The sequence below is a fragment of the Gordonia sp. LMA484 genome, from assembly GCF_058129505.1.
The window spans coordinates 4707012-4724538 of sequence record NZ_CM176700.1 but is presented as its reverse complement, the minus strand read 5'-3'; the positions used below and the strand labels follow the sequence as shown (position 1 = coordinate 4724538).

The 17527-nt window shown below is 66.9% G+C and carries 18 protein-coding genes; 4 read left to right on the top strand and 14 right to left on the bottom strand.

The genetic code is table 11. The features are described from left to right. Window positions 1-324: 324 nt before the first annotated feature. From AC4AMJ_RS21020 to AC4AMJ_RS20985, 8 genes are all read right to left on the bottom strand, one after another. Entirely contained in the window at window positions 325-1575 is a 1251-nt protein-coding gene (locus AC4AMJ_RS21020) for an HNH endonuclease (protein ID WP_489914453.1), read from the bottom strand. A gap of 526 nt (window positions 1576-2101) precedes the next feature. Further along, a complete protein-coding gene (locus AC4AMJ_RS21015; protein WP_489914451.1) occupies window positions 2102-3538 on the bottom strand; it encodes a SagB family peptide dehydrogenase in 1437 nt (478 codons plus the stop codon). Then, on the bottom strand, window positions 3492-4469 hold the full coding sequence (locus AC4AMJ_RS21010) for an ABC transporter substrate-binding protein (protein ID WP_489914449.1): 978 nt from the start codon (window positions 4467-4469) through the stop codon (window positions 3492-3494). The genes AC4AMJ_RS21015 and AC4AMJ_RS21010 overlap by 47 nt, the downstream gene beginning before the upstream one ends. Window positions 4470-4512: 43 nt before the next feature. Next, window positions 4513-5298: an exodeoxyribonuclease III gene (locus AC4AMJ_RS21005; protein WP_489914447.1), complete on the bottom strand. Its 786-nt coding sequence runs from the start codon at window positions 5296-5298 to the stop codon at window positions 4513-4515. A 1-nt stretch (window position 5299) separates the two neighbouring features. Further along, entirely contained in the window at window positions 5300-5806 is a 507-nt protein-coding gene (locus AC4AMJ_RS21000; RefSeq protein WP_489914445.1) for a barstar family protein, read from the bottom strand. After that, window positions 5803-6252 (bottom strand): guanyl-specific ribonuclease, encoded by a 450-nt coding sequence (locus AC4AMJ_RS20995; protein ID WP_489918480.1) that lies wholly within the window; start codon window positions 6250-6252, stop codon window positions 5803-5805. Before AC4AMJ_RS20995 ends, AC4AMJ_RS21000 begins: the two co-directional genes overlap by 4 nt. A gap of 53 nt (window positions 6253-6305) precedes the next feature. After that, on the bottom strand, window positions 6306-7313 hold the full coding sequence (locus tag AC4AMJ_RS20990) for an N-acetylglutamate synthase, CG3035 family (protein WP_489914443.1): 1008 nt from the start codon (window positions 7311-7313) through the stop codon (window positions 6306-6308). Window positions 7314-7335: 22 nt separating this feature from the next. Then, window positions 7336-7944 carry a peptide deformylase gene (locus tag AC4AMJ_RS20985; RefSeq protein ID WP_489899211.1) on the bottom strand — a complete coding sequence of 203 codons (609 nt, stop codon included), beginning with the start codon at window positions 7942-7944 and terminating at the stop codon, window positions 7336-7338. 220 nt (window positions 7945-8164) lie between these two features. Here AC4AMJ_RS20985 and napA point away from each other — a divergent pair, with 220 nt between their 5' ends. The 4 genes from napA to AC4AMJ_RS20965 all read left to right on the top strand — a co-directional run bounded on the left by napA (window position 8165) and on the right by AC4AMJ_RS20965 (window position 10993). Continuing rightward, complete coding sequence (gene napA, locus AC4AMJ_RS20980) at window positions 8165-8524, top strand: nucleoid-associated protein NapA (protein ID WP_489899212.1); 360 nt, start codon at window positions 8165-8167, stop codon at window positions 8522-8524. A gap of 68 nt (window positions 8525-8592) precedes the next feature. Then, on the top strand, window positions 8593-9081 hold the full coding sequence (locus tag AC4AMJ_RS20975; protein WP_489914441.1) for a LytR C-terminal domain-containing protein: 489 nt from the start codon (window positions 8593-8595) through the stop codon (window positions 9079-9081). Between the two features lie 58 nt (window positions 9082-9139). Next, window positions 9140-9841 carry a superoxide dismutase[Cu-Zn] gene (gene sodC, locus AC4AMJ_RS20970; protein ID WP_489899214.1) on the top strand — a complete coding sequence of 234 codons (702 nt, stop codon included), beginning with the start codon at window positions 9140-9142 and terminating at the stop codon, window positions 9839-9841. A gap of 27 nt (window positions 9842-9868) precedes the next feature. Then, window positions 9869-10993: a glutamate--cysteine ligase gene (locus AC4AMJ_RS20965; RefSeq protein ID WP_489914439.1), complete on the top strand. Its 1125-nt coding sequence runs from the start codon at window positions 9869-9871 to the stop codon at window positions 10991-10993. A gap of 8 nt (window positions 10994-11001) precedes the next feature. Here the strand turns inward: AC4AMJ_RS20965 and mnhG are convergent, their stop codons facing one another. Genes mnhG through AC4AMJ_RS20935 form a run of 6 tightly spaced genes read right to left on the bottom strand, consistent with a single transcriptional unit; the run spans window position 11002 to window position 17464 of the window. Next, a complete protein-coding gene (gene mnhG / locus AC4AMJ_RS20960; protein ID WP_489899216.1) occupies window positions 11002-11334 on the bottom strand; it encodes a monovalent cation/H(+) antiporter subunit G in 333 nt (110 codons plus the stop codon). After that, the gene (locus AC4AMJ_RS20955) at window positions 11331-11594 is read right to left on the bottom strand and encodes a monovalent cation/H+ antiporter complex subunit F (protein WP_489899217.1); all 264 of its coding nucleotides are present in this window, start codon (window positions 11592-11594) and stop codon (window positions 11331-11333) included. Before AC4AMJ_RS20955 ends, mnhG begins: the two co-directional genes overlap by 4 nt. After that, window positions 11591-12355, bottom strand: coding sequence for a Na+/H+ antiporter subunit E (locus AC4AMJ_RS20950; RefSeq protein ID WP_489914437.1), 765 nt, complete (start codon window positions 12353-12355; stop codon window positions 11591-11593). Before AC4AMJ_RS20950 ends, AC4AMJ_RS20955 begins: the two co-directional genes overlap by 4 nt. Beyond that, the gene (locus AC4AMJ_RS20945; RefSeq protein ID WP_489914435.1) at window positions 12352-13965 is read right to left on the bottom strand and encodes a Na+/H+ antiporter subunit D; all 1614 of its coding nucleotides are present in this window, start codon (window positions 13963-13965) and stop codon (window positions 12352-12354) included. Before AC4AMJ_RS20945 ends, AC4AMJ_RS20950 begins: the two co-directional genes overlap by 4 nt. After that, the gene (locus tag AC4AMJ_RS20940; RefSeq protein WP_489899220.1) at window positions 13962-14555 is read right to left on the bottom strand and encodes a Na(+)/H(+) antiporter subunit C; all 594 of its coding nucleotides are present in this window, start codon (window positions 14553-14555) and stop codon (window positions 13962-13964) included. The genes AC4AMJ_RS20945 and AC4AMJ_RS20940 overlap by 4 nt, the downstream gene beginning before the upstream one ends. Next, window positions 14552-17464 carry a Na+/H+ antiporter subunit A gene (locus AC4AMJ_RS20935; protein ID WP_489914433.1) on the bottom strand — a complete coding sequence of 971 codons (2913 nt, stop codon included), beginning with the start codon at window positions 17462-17464 and terminating at the stop codon, window positions 14552-14554. The genes AC4AMJ_RS20940 and AC4AMJ_RS20935 overlap by 4 nt, the downstream gene beginning before the upstream one ends. Between the last annotated feature and the right edge of the window lie 63 nt (window positions 17465-17527).

Here is a 17527-nt window from a genome sequence, read left to right as displayed (position 1 = left end):
AGTCTTGGGTACGTGGGTTTACGCGCGTCGGGTGGGTCGCTCTCTGCTGGTCGAGTAGCGGTGAACGAAGTGAGTTGCGTATCGAGACCTGGGTTGGGTGATCTCGATACGGTGCCTCGCCTGGCGGCTCGGAACCTACTCGATCAGCGGATGGGTCCCTCGCCTGGCGGCTCGGAATCTACTCGATCAGCGGAAGGGTGTCCCTCGCCTGCGGGCTCGGGACTCTACTCGATCAACGAGAGGTTGGGGCGGGTTGGCCAGGTGGTCAGTCGATGTGGGTGGTCGGCGGTGGTGGTCTGGCGGTTGTGGTCACCGGGTCTCGGTTCAGGCGGCGGTGGGCAGGTTGTCGAGGTTGAGGGTGCGCCGGTTGTGGGCGGGGATCGGGCGTCGTTGCGGGTCGACGGATGCCGGCGGGATGAGCCAGGGGTGTTTGTCGAGTCCCATGACGACGTCCCAGCCGTTGTGGTGGACGTCGTGGTGACATGAGGGGCAGAACAGGCAGCCGTTTTCCAGGTAGGTTTTGCCTCCGTCGGCCCAATGTTTGATGTGGTGTGCGTGGCAGCGGGTGGCGGGTGCCCCGCATTTGATGCAGCCCCGATCGCGTTGGTGCAGTGCTCTTCGCAGAGGTGCGGGGAACAGGCGTTTGTCGTGGCTGATGTCGAGGGGGACGGCTTCGTCGTCGACGATCATGGTGGTGATGGTGCCGTCGCAGGTCAGGGTGCGCAGGGTGGCTTCGGTGATCGACCCCATGAACTCGAGTTCGGCGTCGGCGGGTCGTTCGGCGGGTACCGTGATCAGGGTTTGGGTGCGCGGTGTGGAGGCGGTATCGCCGCCGCGAGCAGCGATGTCCAGCAACGTTTCTAGCGCGTCGGCTTGGCGGCGCTCGGTCGACCGGGCGTCGGGGGAGCCGTCGGGTTCGGGGCGGGGTTTGGCCAGTTCCTCGATGGCGGCGTGGAACTTTTCGCCGACGTCGGTGTTGAGGTCGGCGTGCACTTCGAGTCGTCCGTCGCTGGTGATGGCTTTGGACAGGGTGTTGAGGTTGCGGTCTTCCGAGGCGGGTAGGCCGCCGGTGTCGTCGGCGTGCTTATTGCCTAACGCGCGGGCGTGTTTGGTGATGTCGGCGGGGGTGGCGCCGGAGAAGAATTGTCCGAGAAGATCTGTCACACATCTTAGACGCGCTGCGTCGTCGATCGGTTCCGCTGATCTCTTGGCAATATGATCCATCCCTTTGACCACCGCGTCGGTGTGTTCGCTGGAGATCGCGCCGTCGGCGGCGTGGGCGTGCAGGGTGGGCAGGGTGTCGCGGGTGGCGGCGATGCGCTGTAGGCGAGCCGCGACCGCGGGTGCCAGGCCCATCACGATCAAGAGTTCGGTCATTGTGCGGCCGTGGTCTTTCGCTACACCGAGGCGGTCGAGGTGGCCGACCATGATCGCCAGGTGGTGGGCGATCAGGTTGCCCATCACGATCAGTGCCTGGGTCGTGTCGAAGGCCGACTGTTTGGTCAGGTCGGCCTCGACGATGGGTAGGTCACGGAGTGTATCGACAAGCGGTGAGAGTTCCCCCGAAGTTCTCATGACATCCAAGGTATTCGAACTGGCGTTCGATGTCAAGGGGTTTGTGGAGGAAGGTGCAGAGAATTCTTCGGGGATGCCGAGGATTGCTTGCGTCGGGGCTGAATGGTTGTGTGGCAGGGGATCTCGATACGTCTCCTCGCTGCCGCTCGTCGACTACTCGATCAGCGGAAGGGCTGCGTCGTCTACTCGATCAGCGGAGGGTCGGGTCGCTGTCGCTCGTGGTCTACTCGATCAGCGGAGGGGTCGGGTCGCTGTCGCTCGTGGTCTACTCGATCAGCGGAGGGGTCGGGTCGCTGTCGCTCGTGGTCTGCTCGATCAGCGGAGGGTCGGGTCGCTGTCGCTCGTGGTCTAGTCGATCAGCGGAGGGTCGGGTCGCTGTCACTCGTCGACTACTCGATCAGCGGATGGCGTCTGCTCGATCTGCGGCAGGGGCTCTCGCTCCCCTGGTCCTCGACCATCGGCGGCACGCTGCGATCCGCACCATCCGATCTCGGGTCGGCGTGACCGGCAACCGCCTCAACCCAGGTCAGCGACGCGGTGTCCCGACCACGAAGCTGCCGACGTTGCATTCTTCCAACTCGTCGGCACCTGTCGCCTCGGCGAACGCCGCGGTGTCGCCGTATCCCTGCGCGACACCGCCCAAACCCATTGCGGTAGAGGTGAGGTACAGCGTTTGGGTCAGCACGCCGACGTGCTTCAGGATCACTGCATACGGCATCTGCTCGTACGTCCACATGATCCGCCCGGGCCGTGCGGCCAGGACGAACAGCACCTGCGGAAGCTGGCCGTCCGCCAGCGTGAGCGCGGCCGGGGCGATCAACTTCGATACGGCGACAGTGTCATACGACGCCACGGGGCGAAGGACGTGATCGAACGAATCGTAGTGGTACATGCCCGCCGGTACGCCGTCGGCGGTGCGCACCACCGGATAGATCTCCAACTCGTAGAGGGACCCACCCGACGGGTACGGGCGCGACGGTAGTTCCTCGGCGACGGGCCGGTCCGCATTGATGGTACGCACGTCGCGTGTGCGCGCACAGCGAAACAGCAGCTCGCCCAGCTGCTGCTTGGTGATCGGGCGGTGATCGTCGAAGTCGCGCACCGACGTCCGATCCTCGACGACGTCGGCGAACGGGCGGTCGTGCTCGCGAAGCTCTGACAGATCGGGAGCGGGAAGGGTGATCGCTTTTCCCGGGTACGTGGCCGGCCGTGCCGGGACGGGTTCGAACTCGCCGTCGGCCCAGCGGGTCGGACCGAAGTGTGCCCAACTCGTCCCACGGTCGCCGACGGTGCTGTGTCGATGAAACCAGAGCTCGTGTGGACTCCAACTGCGCGTGGCGAATTCGTGATCCTCGGCGTCGCCGGGCACCGCGTGGCCGGCCCAGATGAGGTCGGCGGCCAGTCGGTCGCGCAGCGATGCCGTCCTCGAATCCTCTGGGTTCCGGCCGATTCCGGTCATGACGGCGAGCATCGTCGGATCGTGCACCGCGATGTCGCACCAGGACCGTGGATTCTCCGAGATCATGTCGTCGTCGACGCGGCGGAGAACGGTGAACCGGGACAGGCGCACCGTATCGGTCGTCGCAAATGGCCTCGGTCGGGCACCGGGCGGCCGGCGAAACGGTCTCAGCGAGTACATGTCCCGGCCATCGACCCGCACCGTCGTAGACAGCGCGCCGCTCTCGATGAGCCGGTTCGTCAACTCGCTGACGGACGGATCGGCGTCGTCGACGGCAGTGGGGCCGGCGTTCAGCGTGCGCAACAGTGCGATCTGCGGTGCCGACAGCCTGTCGAGTCGTTGCTTGGCGGGCAGGATCACCGCGACTCCACCGCCACCGAGCAGGCATCGTGCGCCGTCGGTGAACCGGTAGATCGTCTGGATCGTCGTGGTGTCGGCGGCGGTGCTCACCGGTCTGTCACGCCGCCGCGTGCTGCAGCGCCGGATGCATCTTGTCCAGCACATACGGGATGGACAGGGGTGTCGGCTCGTTGAGGCCACCGATCTCGGCCACTGTCAGCCGGCTGACGGCGTCACTCTTCACCGACTGCAGCCCCTGGTAGCCGGGCAGCTTCTCCAGTGCCTGCATCTGTTGATCGGTGTTCGCGGTGATGACCAACAGGTCGGAGTTCAGCAGCGGAACGTTTTCGGTGGAGATCGGGAAGCGCGGCTGGCCACTCTTGCGGAACTGGGCGACCAACTGCGGCGCGATACTCATGCCGAGCGAGGAGAACAGGTAGGTCGAACCGTCGTCGGGATCGGCCATGACCTGGATCTGGTCGCCGGAGAACATGTACGCCATCGTGTAGGTCTTGCCCTGTAGGCCGGGCATGTCCTTCTTCGCCGCGTCGATCTTGGCGTCGACGCCGGCGGTGATCTCCTTGGCCTTGTCCGGTTCCCGCAGGACGGTTCCAAGGAAGGTGACCATGTCCTGCCACGGATCGATCTGCTTCCCGGTGATGCCGGGGATCGTCGGCGCGAGCTTGGCGACGCTGTCGTAGATCTCCGGTTGATCGTCGGCCATGTACGAGGTCGCGAGGATCAGGTCGGGCTTGGCCTTGGCCACCTGTGCCACGATGTCGTCGGTGCTGATCGGGGTCGATTCCGTGAGCTTGTCGCTCGACCACGGTGGGGGATTGCCGGTCAGGACCTGGATGTTGTCGAGATAGGCGACGGGCGTGACACCGAAGGACAGCGTGACGTCGATCCACTGCGCACCCAGCGTCACAATCCGTTTCGGCGCACCGTTGATGGTCACCGATCCCTTGGAGGTGTTGACCTGGATCGGCGCCCCGCCGTCCGCCGACTCCTCTGGTGAACTGCAGGCGCTGAGGGCGAGAACCGCCACCAGGAGCGCCGCGATCACTGCCGGGAAAGCCCGCAACCCACGTTTCATATGTGAAGCCTAACCTAAGTACCGAACGGCACTCGGCGGGGCCTCACACCTCGATGACGACCGGCGCGTGATCGCTCGCACCCTTGCCCTTGCGCGCCTCGCGGTCCACATAGGCGCCGCGCACCCGATCGTCGAACGCCGGCGAGCACAGCAGGTAGTCGATGCGCATGCCCTCGTTGCGGGGAAACCGCAGCTGCGTGTAGTCCCAAAAGGTGTACGCGTCGGTGTAAGGGAGGGCCGAGTCGACGAAGCCGACGTCGCGGATCGCCCCCAGCGCAGCCCGCTCGGGACCCGACACGTGCGTCTTGCCCTCGAAAGCCGCACGGTCCCAGACATCGCCATCGGTGGGGATGATGTTCCAGTCACCGGCGAGGACGATTTGAGCAGCCGGATCGTGTGCGAGCCACAACGCACCGATGTCGCGCAGCTTGGTCAGCCAGTCGAGCTTGTACTGATAGTGCGGGTCATCGAGTGCACGCCCGTTGGGTACGTACAGGCTCCACACCCGCACACCGCCGCACCGTGCGGAGATCGCCCGTGCCTCGCGGGCGGGAGTGGTGTGCTCGGCGCCGAATGTCGGCTGCCCCTCGAAGCCGATCTCCACCTCCTCGAGGCCGACCCGCGACGCGATCGCGACGCCGTTGAATCCGCCGGTGCCCACGTGCATGACGTCGTACCCGGCGGCCAGGAAGCTCATGACCGGGAACTCGTCGTCGCGACACTTGGTCTCCTGCATGGCGAGGACATCGATGTCGCTACGTTCCATCCAACCGACCACGGCCTCGGAGCGGGCGCGGATGGAGTTCACGTTCCAGGTGGCGATGCGCATATCAGCTCTCGATCACGGCGACGGGTGATTTTGCCTCGCGCCAACGGGTCTGGACCCAACCCAGCAGCGGTGCCGGGGTCAGCAGGATCACCGCGAAGGACGCCGGGGGAGTGGCGCTGTCGCGATAGTGGTCCCGGTAGAACTCGAGTGATTCGCCGAACCACCGCAGTTCGTCGGGCTCGCGGCGCAGCAGGCTCTCGGCGTGTGTGATCGCCGTGATGTACGACGTCGGCGGCGGCTCGTCGGGGGGACGGTCGCCGCCGAGGTCGCGCATGCACTCGTCGAATGCGTCCCGGTTGTGGCCGAAATGATCCCCGAACTCCCAGGATCGGGCGAACTCGTCGAACAGCGTCGAAACTGTCGGCATCTCGCGACCGTTCACCTGCCGGACCACAACCTCGTCGTCGAGCCGGGGAAGCTGTTCGCCGACAAGGACTCCGACGACGGGTCCACTGTGCCCCGCATCGAAGATGAACCGGCGTAACGGCGTCGGTTGTGACTTGCTCACTGGTCGGGCCCCCGGATGCGCACGAAGGTCCGGTAGTGGTCGTCGGTGTACCAGGCGGTGCCGTCGCTCCCGGTGACGATCCGTTCGGCATCGCGGCTCTGGCCCGGTTTCTTGGGGTTCACATCCCACTCGCGGTAGGTGATCCGCCGACCCTGCGCATCGGTGGCGGGCAGGTTGCCCTCGCTGTTGCGAAAGACGTCGCCGCCGTGGGTACCGGGCGCGTTGGCGGCCTCCGGCCACTCACCGGCATCGATGAAAGCCAGTGTGGTCAGGACATGATCCGGGACCGCCGGGTTCGTCGACGACGCGCGCCCCGCCGCCGACGTCGCGCTCGGGGCCGCACCAGGGGACGCACTCCCGCCGCCCGCCGGATCGCCGCCATCGGCGAGGAGCCACGCGAGCGCCGCGACGATGACGACGACCACGAATCCGGCCACGGACAGCATCGCCCGTTGCCGCGTCGCTCTCGCCCCTGTCACGCGCTCACCCTAAGCACGACTCACAACTCGATGTAGCGGGACCGGTGGTGCAGGCCGAAACCGAGGGCGCGATACCACGTCCCGGCGATCCGGTTGTCGACCTCGACCTGTACATAGATCCGCCGCGCATCGTGCTCGGCGCCCCAGGCCACCAGCGATGACATGACCTCGGCGGCGAGACCTCGGCGCCGATGCCCGGGTGAGGTCCACAATGCGGTCAGCCCCAGCCAGCGGGTGCCGTCGGTGGCCTCGGTGACGGTGGCGCGTCCGATCGAGATCGGATCGTCGTCGGCGATCGAGGCCACCACGACCGGTCCGCGCGATGCGCCGACCACCGTGGCCGCCGTCGTCACGTCGACGTCGGGGCCGCGGTAGGCACGCAACCATGCGGCATCAGGGGTGTCGTCGAGGCGTACGGAGGTTCCGCCAGTGGTGCGGGCGAAACCGTCGACATCGCGGACCAGGATCTGGATCTGGCCGCTGGCCGGACGGCCGTCGAGCTGACCGGCCGGGATGAGCCGTTCCGGCAGCGCGACCAGCGTCGGGAGGCCCCGATCCCGGTACCAGTTCCGGATCGCGGCCAGGGTGGACGCGTCGGTGCCCGCCCCGAACTCCAGCGGTACGGCCGAATTGGCCCGACGGGTGAAGCCGTGGCCGGCGCGCAGCATCCATCCGGCGACCATCGCCGACTCGACACCGGGCCAGGCGGTGGCCGCCGCCTCCTCGAGCGCCCGGATCTCCGAGTTGCGCACCGTCACCCGCGACAGCAACCGGATCGACGTGATCGCCGACCTCGGAATCGATTGCGGTCCGTCCCGGTCGACGACCAGCGGGTCCGAGTCGTCGAGCAGAACTCCGGTCACGTCCGACAGCGCCGCCGCCGGGTCGCGGCGCCAATCGGACGGCGTCGCCTCGCCGAGGCGATACCGCACGACGACACGATCGCCCACGAAGGGGACCCGATCGCCCACGAAGGGCGCACGGTCGCCGCCGGCCAGCCCGTCCGGAGTGCTCGACGTCCCGTTCACCAGGAAATCACCCGGTCCGCCATCAGTCCTCGTCGTCGTGGCCGAACGGATCCTCGACCGCCCCGGGCAACCAGGTCAGCCCGGGCACGCCCCAGCCCTGCCGTTTGATCGCCTTCTTGGCAGCGCGGGCGTTGCGTCCGATCAGCACGTCGACGTAGAGGTAGCCGTCGAGATGCCCGACCTCGTGCTGCAGCATCCGGGCGAAGAAGCCGGTGCCCTCGATGTCCACTTCCTCGCCGTTGCGGTCGACGCCGGTGACCCGCGCCCAGTCCGCCCGGCCGGTGGGGAACTGCTCACCGGGGACCGAGAGGCAGCCCTCGTCATTCTCGTCGGGGTCCGGCATGGTCTCGGGGATCTCTGAGGTCTCCAGCACCGGGTTGATCACCTCACCGCGTCGCCGCCGCGCCTCGAAGCGCTCACCATCGGGGCAGTCGTAGACGAACATCCGTTTGCCGACACCGACCTGGTTGGCGGCCAGCCCCACGCCGTTGGCGGCATCCATCGTCGCGAACATGTCGTCGAGCAGTGTCACCAGCTCCGGAGACGGCCGCCGCTGTGCATCGAGCTCGACGAGTTCCGTCGGGTGATGCAGGACGGGTTCGCCGACAATGCAGATCGGGAGAATTGCCATGCCGGATAGATTACCGAGCGCGTTGTCGGCATCGTCGAGTCGTGGCGAGTCACACCGCGAACCGGCTCGCCGATCGTGGTTAGATGATCAGCGAACCACATTGCTGTGATTTGTTCGGTGACCTGAATTCTCCGGTCGGTGGTGTTGATCGATCTGGTCGGGGAGGACCGCCGATCGGATCGGTGATGTGATGTGCACGAGGCGATCTTGAGGGAGCGAGATGGACGGCGCAGCTGCGCGAAGCCAGAAGCAGGGCGATCAACCCACACCCACAGAAGTTCCCGCCGACGCGACCAATGCCGCCGACCCGCATGAGGTCGGCGCGGACGGCCTGTCCCGTCGTGAACACGACATCCTGGCGTTCGAGCGGCAGTGGTGGAAGTACGCCGGTGCCAAGGAAGAAGCCATCAAGGAGCTCTTCGGGCTCTCGGCGACCCGCTACTACCAGGTGCTCAACGCGCTCGTCGATCGGCCCGAGGCGCTGGCCGCGGATCCGATGCTGGTGAAGCGTTTGCGGCGTCTGCGTGCATCCCGGCAGAAGGCCCGTGCGGCCCGCCGTCTGGGCTTCGAGATCACCTGATCCGACCCATCCGTTGACACCGCGACCGCGGCGGGCCCGCCCTCGGATGTGAAGTAAGGTTCTCGGTGATGAATGCTGATCGCGAACCGAGTCGACTGCCGTTGCGGGCCGGCGCCATGATGTTGTTGGCGGTCGCCATCGTCTGCCTCGGGTTGGGGTGGCACTCCGCGGCGACCAGTGGCAACGACCCGGAGAAGGAGCTGCAGGCGGCGCAGACGCAGGTGGCCACCACGACGACCGCGAGCAGTAGCGCTGCCACCTCCTCGGGCACGGCGTCGGCCGATGTACCGGAGTTGTGTGTCTTCAATGCCGGCTCGGTCTCGGGTCTGGCCTCCGAGGTCACCGACACCCTGAAGTCCGCCGGATTCCAGACCGCGGAGCCGGGCAACCTGTCGACGTCGTCGATCACCGAGAACACGATCTTCTACGACGACGGCCAGAAGTCGGCGGCCGACCAGGTGGCCTCCGCGCTCGGCGGCGACGCCAGCGTGGACCCGCGTCCGTCGTCGTTCACCCAGTGCTCCGACGGTATCCCCGTCATCGTGGTCACACGATGAGCACCCGGCCCCCGCAGACCGACAAGATCACGGCCCGTTGAAGATCACAAGGAGTGAGATGATCGTCAGTTCGAAATCAGGCAAGACGACCGGTGCCCGGACCCGCGGCTCCGCTCGGCGTACGCTCGCCGTGCTCGCCTCGGTCGGCATCGCCGGCGCGGCGCTGGCGGCATGTACTCCTGACGAACCGCCCACGGACGTCCCCGGCACCACACCATCGGTGGTCACCGGCAACCAGGCGCCTCCCGGCGAGATCGACGACGCCGACGGGGTCAGCCAGTCCCCGAAGGGCGACGCCACCGCCAAGATCATCGACGACACGGGCAAGTCCGTCGGCGAGGCGACCTTCACGCCGAGCGGCTCGTCGGTCAAGATAGACGTCCGCGTCAACGCCGACAGCGGCCTGCCGGCCGGTTTCCATGGGATGCACATCCACGAGAACGGCGTCTGCGACACCGGCGGGGACAGTGCGTTTTCCAGCGCGGGCGGCCACCTCCAGGTGGACGGGCACACCGGCCATCCTGCGAGTGGCGACCTGGTGTCGCTGAACATCCTCAAGGACGGCACCGGCGAGACGGTCACCACCACCGATGCGGTCAACCTCGGGCAGATCGTCGGCAAGGCGATCGTCATCCACGAGAAGGCCGACAACTTCGGCAACATCCCCACCCGCTACACGCCACCGGCGGACGAGCAGACCATGTCGACCGGCGACGCGGGCAGCCGGATCGCGTGTGGGGTGATCGAGGCCAACGAGTGACCCGACACGCCAAGGTGACCTGACGTCGTGGTCACCCCGATCGAATTCGACGGTTCGCCGACCCCGTCACTGGGGGTCGAATGGGAATTCGCGCTGACCGACAAGGGAACCGGCGATCTGTCGAATTCGGCGGCGGACCTGTTCGCGCTGGTGTCCCAGCGCTGTCCGTCGCGGCGTGACAAGGTGCACAAAGAGCTGTTGCGCAACACCGTCGAGATCGTCACGGGTGTCTGCCGCGACACCCCGCAAGCGATCGCGGATCTGTCGGCGACCTTGCATTCGGTGCGTGACCTCACCGAGGAACTCGGCGTCGACCTCTACGGCGCGGGTACCCACCCGTTCGCGAAATGGTCGACACAGCTGCTCACCGAGGGGCATCGGTACGCGGAGCTGATCGAGCGCACCCAGTGGTGGGGCCGGCAGATGCTGATCTGGGGTGTCCACGTCCATGTGGGGATCAGCCACCGGGACAAGGTGTTACCGATCCTGGACGCGCTGCTGAACTACTACCCCCACCTGTTGGCGCTGTCCGCGTCGTCGCCGATGTGGGGCGGCCAGGACACGAGCTACGCGAGCAACCGCGCGATGATGTTCCAGCAGCTGCCGACGGCCGGCCTGCCGTTCCAGTTCCGCACCTGGGCGGAGTTCGAGGCGTTCGTCACCGACCAGAAGACCACCGGGATCATCGACCACATCAACGAGATCCGGTGGGACATCCGCCCCTCCCCGCACCTGGGCACGATCGAGGTGCGGGTCTGTGACGGGATGACCAACCTCACCGACCTGTCCGCCGTGGTGGCGCTGATCCACTGCCTGGTCGTCGAACTGGATCGGCGACTCGAGGCCGGCGAGGAGTTGCCCCGGATGGCGCCGTGGCTAGTGCAGGAGAACAAGTGGCGGGCAGCACGTTACGGACTCGATGCCATCGTCATCCTGGATTCGGACTGCAACGAGCGACTGGTCACCGAGGACGTGGCAGATCTGGTGGCCCGCCTCGAACCGGTGGCGCGAGACCTGAACTGTGCCACCGAACTCGCCCGCGTCCGCGACCTCGCCGCCGGCGGCGCGAGCTACATGCGGCAACGGGAGGTCTTTCGGCGCACCCAGAGCATGCGTGAGGTGGTCGCGTCCGTGGTGGGGGAGTTGGACTAGGGCACGCCTTAGTCCCGCGCGGGGTTCTCCATCTCCTCGCGCGTGATCACGCCGTCGCGGGCGCGCTGCTCCTGATAGACCAGCCGGCCGATGCGGTGGGCGATCACCGGTGCGGTCATCAGTGCGAACATGCCCGCGAGGATGAGCATGCCGATGTCGACGCTGTGGCCGAGGCGGATGATGGCGCCGATCAGCATCATCAGCAGTCCGAAGGTCTGCGGTTTGGTCGACGCGTGCATGCGGCTCAGCGTGTCCGGGAAGCGGAGCAGGCCGATCGATGTCGTGAGGGCCAGGGTCGCGCCGAGCAGCAGCAGCACCGACGAGATGATGTCACCGATCATGTCTCGTCATCCCTCACCCGGAAACGCGCGATGGCGACCGATCCGACGAAGCTGAGCAGCGACAACGTCACGATCGCCGGGACGACCGTCGAGTCACGACTGTAGGCGGCCCACGCCGCGAGTCCACACATGCAGAGCGCGATCATGGTGTCGAGTGCGACGAGCCGGTCGAGCGAGGACGGACCGCGAAGGACGCGGATGGTCGTCAGCACCGCGGCGACCATCAACATGGCGCTCACGGTGATCCAGACACCGATCATCGGTTCCTCCCGTCCGGGGTGACGTCGTTCAGCGCCTCGGTGGCGGTCTCGTCCCGTCCGAGGTACCGCACGCGGTGATACTCGTCGTCGATCCCGTGGTACGGGCTCGGATGCCACTCGCTGTCCCGCTCGAAGGCGCGGATGAAGGACCGTTCGACGAACTCGACCTGCTTGTAGAACGCCTTCACCTGCTTCTCGGTGCGGACGTCGAAGACGTGGATGTAGAGGATGCGACGGCGGTGGTCGATCTCGAGCACCATCGTGCCGGGTACGAGGTTCAGGTAGTCGACGGCCAGGGTGAGCACCATGTCGGACTTGATGGCCACGCGGACCCGGATGACCGCACCCAACGGCGGTTTGCCCGGCCGGACCGCGGCCCATGCCACCTGCGCACTCGAGATGAAGAAGTCGACCACGAGTCGCGCGACGATCGCGACCAGGGCGACCACATGGATGCGGCCCTCGACCGGGACGCGCGGCAGCGGCAACAGCGTCACGATCAGGGTCGCCAGGATGAGTCCGCCGATGATGTTGGCCCAGGAGATGGTGCCCCACAGCAGTACCCAGACGAAGGTCAGCCACGCCAGCGTCCACAGCCGGACGGCCATCTCGCGGGAGTCGCTGCCCAACCAGCTCGGTATCCGCACGTGCTCGCGGAACCAGACGAAGCACTTGACCACATTCCAGAAGATGAACAGCAGCGATGTACGCCAGACGACGATGATGCGGGCGCGGAGGCCAGGTGTGGGTTGCGAACTCATCTGCCCTCACCCCCGAGCACAGCTTCGATGTAGATCCCGCGGTCGGTGATGTCGGTGGCCGCGCGTTCGGTGAAGCCGAGGATCGGGCCGGCCCAGATCGTCAGGACCAGGCCCGCGCCGACCATCGCGACGGTCGGCAACACCATGCCCAGCGGCATCCGCCCGACGTCGGCGCGGTCGTCGAACGAGATGTCGTCGGCGCTCTCGTCGATGAGCGCCGACGGCGCGACGTCGGCGAGGTCGCCCTCCGGGGCGTCGGCACGTGGGCGCCAGAAGCCCTTGGTCCACACCCGGGCCACCACGTACAGCGTCAGCAGGCTGGTGACCACCGACCCGGCGACCAGTGTCCAGGCGAGCACCGATCCATCCTGCACGCCGGCCTCGAGCAGGGCGGTCTTGCCGATGAACCCCGAGAACGGTGGGATGCCGCCGAGATTCAACGCCGGTATCAGGAACAGTGCGGCGAGCACCGGGCTGGCGATCAGACCGCCGAGGCGGCGCAGCGACGATGACCCGGCCTGGCGTTCGATCAGTCCGACGACCAGGAACAGTGTGGTCTGCACCAGGATGTGGTGGGCGACGTAATAGATGGCCGCCGACAACCCGAACCGCGACGACAGCGCGATCCCGAACACCATGTAGCCGATGTGGCTGACCAGCGTGAAGGACAGCAGTCGTTTGATGTCGGACTGGGCGATCGCGCCGAAGATGCCCACCAGCATGGTGAGCAACCCGGCGATCATGAGGACGTTGTCCATCGATCCGCCCGGGAACAGCAGGGTGTGCGCACGCACGATCGCGTACACACCGACCTTGGTGAGCAGGCCCGCGAACACCGCGGTGACCGGTGCGGGTGCGGTGGGGTAGGAGTCCGGCAGCCACGTGGACAGCGGGAACACCGCCGCCTTGATCCCGAACGCGACCAGCAGCACCGCGTAGAGGGCGGTACGGGTGCCGTCGGGGACGTGGTCGAGGCGTGCGGCCATCTCCGCCAGATTGAGCGTGCCGGTCGTCGCGTAGGCGAACGCGATGCCCGACAGGAAGATCAGCGACGACACCATCGACACCATGACGTACGACGCGCCCGCACGGACACGGTCGGGGCTGGCGCCCAGGGTCAGCAACACGAAGCTCGCCGCGAGCAGGACCTCGAAGGAGACGTACAGGTTGAACAGGTCACCGGCGAGGAATGCGTTGCAGACGCCCGCCGTCAGGATGAGATAGGTCGGCAGGAAGATGGAGACCGGCTGATGCGACGTGCCGTCGCGGATACCCTGCCCGATCGCGTAGACGACGACGCAGAGCAACACGATGGTGGAGACGACCAGCATCAGTGCGGCCAGTTGATCGACGACCAGCGTGATGCCCAGCGGTCCGTTGCCGAAGCCCTTGGCATCCCACCCACCGATGGTGACCGCGAAGGTGCCGTGCTCGTTGGTCAGGTAGAGCAGCATGCAGGACGCGATGAACGCGACCAGGATGGCGCCGACCGAGATCGGCCGTTGGAAGCGGGGACTGCGGCCGCGCAGCAGGGTGAGCGCGGCCGCGATGATCGGCACGAGGGTGGGCAGGGCGATGAGCACCGGGACCCACGACGGCTGCGGGATCATCGGGTCACTCCGCTGGTCGGGTCGTCGACATCGTCGATGCCGCCACCGAGTTCGTCGAGCACGTCCGCATCGGCGGGCATGAGGTCGGTCTCGATGACGTCTGCGTGGGCGGCCGCGTACTCCTCGGGGGTGAGCGGGTTGCCCTCGTCGTCGAAGAAGTCGCCTGCGGTGGTGTCCGCGAGTGTGACCGGATCGTCGCTGCGGTCGCGGTCGGGCGCGGTCTGCAGCGAGCCGGTCACGATCTTGCGGTCCTCGGTGTCGTCCTCGACGTCCACGTCGTCCCGGTTGATGACGAACAGTCGGTAGACCAGCGAGAGCACGAATGCCGCGATGCCCATCGTGATCACGATCGCGGTGAGGATCATGCCCTGCGCCAGCGGATCGGAGTCCAAGGGACGGTTGTCCGACGCCCGGCCCATGATCGGGGGATTCCCCATGCCGCCGGACACGACGATGATCAACAGGTTGACGGCATTGCCGCACAGCAACAGTCCGAACAACATGCGGATCAGGCTGCGCTCCATCAGCAGGTAAGCGCCGCACGCGGCGAGCACTCCGACGACGATCAGCAACCCGAGATTGACACTCATCGCGAGACCTCCCCCGCGACGATGCGGACCGGCGCCTGCTGGTTGTCGACGGCGCTCGACTCGACGTCGAGTCGAGCGCCGAGGCTGCGCAGCACGTCGAGGACCAGTCCGACCACGATGAGGTAGATGCCGAGGTCGAAGAACAGCGCGGTCACCATCTTCACGTCACCGAGCACGGGCAACGTCACCTCGAAGACCGCCGACGACAGCGCCGGTGCACCGAGGAACAACGAGGTGACCGCGGTCCCGGCCGAGATCGCCAGGCCGGCGCCCAGGATGGTGCCCGCTTCGACCGGGAGCGCCTCGCCGAGCTCATATCGACCTCCGGCGAGGTAGCGCAGGACCAGCGCGAGGCCCATCGTGAGACCGCCGGCGAAACCCCCGCCGGGCGCATTGTGGCCCGCGTAGAAGAAGTAGACCGACAACACGACCATCGTCGGGAAGATCAGCCGGGTCGTCGCCTCGAGCACCATGGACCGGTGGCGGGGGTCGCGGAAGTCGCTGCCGAGCAGCCATCGGGTGCGATCCGGTGGGATCGGATCGTCGACGTCCTCGCCGTTGCTCCCGGACTGCATCCGCGCCGCGTCGGCGATGCGGGGAGCGGCTCCGAAGCGTCGATTGCGGAACACCATCGACGCCACACCGGTCGCCGCGACGATGAGCACGCACACCTCGCCCAGGGTGTCCCAGGCACGGATGTCGACGAGGAGAACGTTGACCGCGTTCGAACCGTGTCCGTACTCGTAGGCCGCCTGCGGGATGTCGACGTGCAGGGGCTGCTCGGCACGGGCCGCCGCGGCGAACAGACCGATCACCACCAGTGACGCCCCGAAGGCGATGCCGATCAGGGCGCGTACCGGTTTGAAGCCGGTGGCATGACGTGGTTCGGGTTCGGCAGGCAGCTTACGCAGCACCAACACGAAGATGACCAGGGTCAGTGTCTCGACCAGGAACTGGGTGAGTGCGAGGTCGGGCGCGCCCCACAGAGCGAACAGCATGCCCGCGCCGTAGCCGGTGAGGCCCACCACGAGGGTGGCCGCGAGACGGTTGCGCATGACCACCGACGCCAGCGCGGCGACGGCGATGATTCCGCCGATCACGAACTGGGGGGCGGTGTCGAAACCGACGATGTGCAGCCGGTTGCGGGCTCCCCAGAACAACGCGGCGATCGGCACGATGATCGCCGTGGACAGGATCACGCCCTGCGTGATCGGCAGGGAACCGCGCTGGGTGTTCCGGGTCAGCATCAGCGACACGGTGTCCGCGCCACGCAGGGTCGCGTCGTAGATGCGGTCTGCGTTGAGGAAGGGGCGATACCGGAACAACCGTCCCCGCAGCGCGCGGATGACCAGGAACAGCAGGGCGCCGGCGACGATGACGATGATCGAGAAGACCACCGGCAGGCCGAAGCCGTGCCACATCGCGAGATGTTCGAGTTCGTGGCCGTAGGCGGGCAGCGTTTGGGCGTATGGCTCGAACAGATCTCCGATCTGCGGGCTGAGGAAACCTGCGACCACCCCGGCCACGGCCAGCAGAACCGGCGCGGCGTAGAACATCACGCCCGGCGGATGCATCTTGACCACGGCCGGACTAGGGGTGGCGCGGACCTTACGGCCGAACGCGCCCCACAGGAACCGGCAGGTGTAGGCGAAGGTCATCACCGACCCCACCAGCAGGACGATGTCGATGGTCTCGGATTGCCACGGCAGATATGCGCCGGTGTCCCACACCGATCCGAACGCGGTCTCCTTGCCGACGAACCCGATGGTGAACGGCAGCCCGGCCATGCTCGCGCCCGCGACCGCGGCGGTGAGCGCGAGCACCGGTAGCCGCTGTCCGAGCCGGGCGAGTTTGCGGATGTCGCGGGTACCGGTCGAGTGGTCGATGATGCCGACGACCATGAACAGCGCGGCCTTGAACAGGGCGTGCGCCACGAGCATGGCGAGACCGGCCATGGCGACGTTGGCATCGCCGATGCCGACGAGAACAGCGAGGAATCCGAGCTGCGACACCGTGCCGAAGGCGAGTATCAGCTTGAGGTCGAGCTCCCGCAGCGACCGCCACCCGCCGAGCAGCATCGTGACCATGCCGAGTACGACGACGGCGACATGCCAGCTCGGCGTGGTGGAGAACGCGGGCGAGAGTCGCGCGATCAGGTAGATGCCTGCCTTCACCATCGCGGCCGCATGCAGGTACGCGCTGACCGGTGTCGGTGCGGCCATGGCGCCGGGGAGCCAGAAGTGGAACGGCACGATGGCCGACTTGCTCAACGCGCCGATCACCAGCAGGACGACAGCGCAGTCGACGTAGGCGCCCGAGGCCGGCGGGTTTGCGATCAGATCCGAGAGCAGATAGCTGCCGCTGCGCTCGCCGAGCATGATGATGCCGACCAGCATCGCGAGACCACCGGCCGTGGTCACCAGCAGGGCCTGGGTGGCGGCGCGGCGTGCGGTTGCCCGGATGCCGTAGAAGCCGACCAGCATGAACGACAGCACGGTGGTCAGTTCCCAGAACACGTACAGGACCAGCATGTTGTCGCTGACGACGAGGCCGAACATGGCTGCCGCGAACGCGATCATCTCGCCGCCGAACACCGCGACACGCGGTCGCGCGTCGTCGAAGTAGTGGGCGCAGTAGCAGAGGACCAGTGCACCGATACCGAGGATGAGGACCGACAGGATCGCGCTGAGGGTGTCGAACCGCAGGACGATGTCCATGTGCAGTACGGGCACCCAGGAGATCGTCTGGACCAGTGGTGTCTGCCCGGCCTGCGGCCAGTTCACGATGACCCACACCAGCGCACCCGCGGGGGCGAGGGCGAGGACGTAGAAGCCGCGGGTACCCAACCGTCGGATCACCGGAGGTGCGCACAGCGCGCTGAGCGCGAGCGCAGCCAGCACAGGGATCAAGTTGGCACACCGTCTTTCGAATGTCGGGCGGGGTGTCACGGGCACTGCCCGGCGCTGTCTACT

What these genes read in the sequence shown, in the direction of transcription:
- AC4AMJ_RS21020 (WP_489914453.1), bottom strand. Translation starts at nt 1,575, where the DNA reads ATGAGAACTTCGGGGGAACTCTCACCGCTTGTCGATACACTCCGTGAC.
- AC4AMJ_RS21015 (WP_489914451.1), bottom strand. Translation starts at nt 3,538, where the DNA reads ATGTGCTGGACAAGATGCATCCGGCGCTGCAGCACGCGGCGGCGTGAC.
- AC4AMJ_RS21010 (WP_489914449.1), bottom strand. Translation starts at nt 4,469, where the DNA reads ATGAAACGTGGGTTGCGGGCTTTCCCGGCAGTGATCGCGGCGCTCCTG.
- AC4AMJ_RS21005 (WP_489914447.1), bottom strand. Translation starts at nt 5,298, where the DNA reads ATGCGCATCGCCACCTGGAACGTGAACTCCATCCGCGCCCGCTCCGAG.
- AC4AMJ_RS20995 (WP_489918480.1), bottom strand. Translation starts at nt 6,252, where the DNA reads ATGCTGTCCGTGGCCGGATTCGTGGTCGTCGTCATCGTCGCGGCGCTC.
- AC4AMJ_RS20985 (WP_489899211.1), bottom strand. Translation starts at nt 7,944, where the DNA reads ATGGCAATTCTCCCGATCTGCATTGTCGGCGAACCCGTCCTGCATCAC.
- napA (WP_489899212.1), top strand. Translation starts at nt 8,165, where the DNA reads ATGGACGGCGCAGCTGCGCGAAGCCAGAAGCAGGGCGATCAACCCACA.
- AC4AMJ_RS20975 (WP_489914441.1), top strand. Translation starts at nt 8,593, where the DNA reads ATGAATGCTGATCGCGAACCGAGTCGACTGCCGTTGCGGGCCGGCGCC.
- sodC (WP_489899214.1), top strand. Translation starts at nt 9,140, where the DNA reads ATGATCGTCAGTTCGAAATCAGGCAAGACGACCGGTGCCCGGACCCGC.
- mnhG (WP_489899216.1), bottom strand. Translation starts at nt 11,334, where the DNA reads ATGATCGGTGACATCATCTCGTCGGTGCTGCTGCTGCTCGGCGCGACC.
- AC4AMJ_RS20955 (WP_489899217.1), bottom strand. Translation starts at nt 11,594, where the DNA reads ATGATCGGTGTCTGGATCACCGTGAGCGCCATGTTGATGGTCGCCGCG.
- AC4AMJ_RS20950 (WP_489914437.1), bottom strand. Translation starts at nt 12,355, where the DNA reads ATGAGTTCGCAACCCACACCTGGCCTCCGCGCCCGCATCATCGTCGTC.
- AC4AMJ_RS20945 (WP_489914435.1), bottom strand. Translation starts at nt 13,965, where the DNA reads ATGATCCCGCAGCCGTCGTGGGTCCCGGTGCTCATCGCCCTGCCCACC.
- AC4AMJ_RS20940 (WP_489899220.1), bottom strand. Translation starts at nt 14,555, where the DNA reads ATGAGTGTCAATCTCGGGTTGCTGATCGTCGTCGGAGTGCTCGCCGCG.